Source organism: Staphylococcus sp. HMSC13A10, from assembly GCF_001808005.1.
In the GTDB taxonomy this organism is placed as follows: domain Bacteria; phylum Bacillota; class Bacilli; order Staphylococcales; family Staphylococcaceae; genus Staphylococcus; species Staphylococcus pasteuri.
In genome coordinates this window covers 1-2,130 of record NZ_KV791828.1, presented here as the reverse complement: position 1 = coordinate 2,130, position 2,130 = coordinate 1, and the positions used below count along the sequence as shown (strand labels likewise).

Annotated in this window: 2 protein-coding genes; both read right to left on the bottom strand. The window is 28.6% G+C overall.

Features of this window, described 5'->3' with window-relative positions; genetic code table 11:
- Positions 1 to 740: 740 nt before the first annotated feature.
- Entirely contained in the window at positions 741 to 899 is a 159-nt protein-coding gene (locus tag HMPREF3125_RS12755) for a hypothetical protein (protein WP_176745269.1), read from the bottom strand.
- 492 nt (positions 900 to 1,391) lie between these two features.
- Positions 1,392 to 1,955 carry a replication initiator protein A gene (locus tag HMPREF3125_RS13175; RefSeq protein ID WP_141738038.1) on the bottom strand — a complete coding sequence of 188 codons (564 nt, stop codon included), beginning with the start codon at positions 1,953 to 1,955 and terminating at the stop codon, positions 1,392 to 1,394.
- Positions 1,956 to 2,130: the final 175 nt, after the last annotated feature.

The window sequence follows — 2,130 nt, the reverse complement described above, 5'->3', positions numbered from 1 at the left end:
TGTCTCAAGGAGAGCATATAATTGAAGAATTAAGAAAAATTAAAATTGAAATAAACAAGCTAGAACTCAATGAAGAAAAAAATCGAGGTATTATTGATTTAACAAAAAAAGAAATCATTAAATCAGTAAACAAAATATAAAGATTCATATTATATTGTTACTTAGTTGTAGTAATAATATATGCTGATTCCCCTTTAAGCAGACGCAAATACACATACACATATATATCAACACGTTTATGTGTGTATGTGTATTGGCGTCTGCTACCTCATATAAATCGTTTTACTACAGCAACTCAAGATTTTATATAGGACCTGTATCATCGATTCATACTCCTCTGAAAACATTGTAAATAAAAAGAATAAATTTAACATATATTATAAAGACCTTATGTCTAAAATACGTAGCAAATAGACATACTAATAACGTCTAACCATACTTGCTAATGATGGTAATGTCTTTTACTAATTCAATTTATCCTTGCAGTTCCTATGGTCCACTACTCGCAAATCTTATATTAGGTTATCAAAAAGGCATTTTCTTAGCCGTTGCATATTGATTGGCGGCATGTAATTTGTTTGACGTTATTTGTTTTCTAATATTGCTATTTATCAATTGACTTGATGTCGTAATAATATTCGGTAAGTCACCAAATAAAGCTATTTTAGGGCTTTTTGAAATAACACCTCTGTTATAATCTTCTTCGTGTCTTTGAGTAAATGCGCCTTTGATACTTGCAACTAGATAATTAATACTTCAGTCATCTTTTTATTGTCTTTTTTATGTTTTCGGTTTACACGGATTAATGCTTCTACAATTTCATTCTCTAAATCTTCAAGACGATAATTTGTTTCGTAGAGTTGATTATATTTATTTTTGGCGTCACAAATCACACTCATCGCACGCTGTGTTTCTTAGTCGCGTAATTAACAATAAGCGTACGGATAAAAGTCGGGAAATTCTTTAGTAATTGTTCTTTTAGCATTTTTTTCTCATCGATGAAATCAGGTAAGTATTGTTTGATGTATTTTTTGTAATAGCGTATTTGTTCTTTTAATGATTCATTTTCAGTTTTGAATGAGGCTGACTCTGATATATACTGTGCATTTATGTTTATAGTGTTGCTAGAATTTTTAATATTACTAGATGACATATTTTGTTAATCAGATGCATTATTATTGTGATTATGTCCTTCCATATCGACATTATTTGCCCTATTTTGTTCAACATTTACATTATGACTTGAGACATAACTATCGTTTGTATCAACTTGTTTGATTACATTGTTTTTTTTCTTTTTTTAGGCTTTAATACATAATAATGGTTTTATGTTCTGAAAATATGATTAATTGTAGTAGCTACATTACTCACGATTAATAGATTGTATTTGACTAAGATATTGATATGTTTTTTAGTGTATGCTTTGATTTGATGTTTAATGCGTCTATGAAGCGATTATAAGTATATTTTGTATATACTACACCGTGATTGTCCACAAAGCGTCCAGTTGTACGGCTATTTTTGATAGGAAGGTATTGATTGATATGCCGCTTCAAATAAGAATTTAGGCAATTCGATATATGTGTATTTGTTGGATTTTGTCTCTTTATTATAATAATAAAATTTTTTGTCTTCGATTTTTGGCATGTAGATGTAAAGACGTTGTTTTCCTGTTTTTGAAGTACATCAATAAGCCCTACTTTAATTAATTCTTTTTTGAATTTATTGACTGCGTTTACACTGATGTTTAACAGTTTCTTGAAATACTCGGTCTCAAATTCGATATACTGATGCCCATTTTTATCTATCTCAATAGTACCTTTGTTCATTCGATACATCATTGTGTCTATGATCAACGTATACATTGCTTTCGATTTCACATGAAGCCTTTTGTATTGTGGATCGAATAGTAAGAAATTGTATAATATTTGTAACTTACATAAATTTAAAAGCATTATACAGTATTTTAAATTTTACAATAGTGTTCTAATAATATACATATAAATAACAGTATAAGTACGAATGTATGTAACATGGTATTTATAGAAACCTTTTTCATAGTGGTTGCTGTCTCATAATCGCCGCCCTTTTTAATATATTTTTATAAATATTTTTAAAACCTTTTTAGGA

What these genes read in the sequence shown, in the direction of transcription:
- HMPREF3125_RS13175 (WP_141738038.1), bottom strand. Translation starts at nt 1,955, where the DNA reads ATGCTTTTAAATTTATGTAAGTTACAAATATTATACAATTTCTTACTA.
- HMPREF3125_RS12755 (WP_176745269.1), bottom strand. Translation starts at nt 899, where the DNA reads ATGAGTGTGATTTGTGACGCCAAAAATAAATATAATCAACTCTACGAA.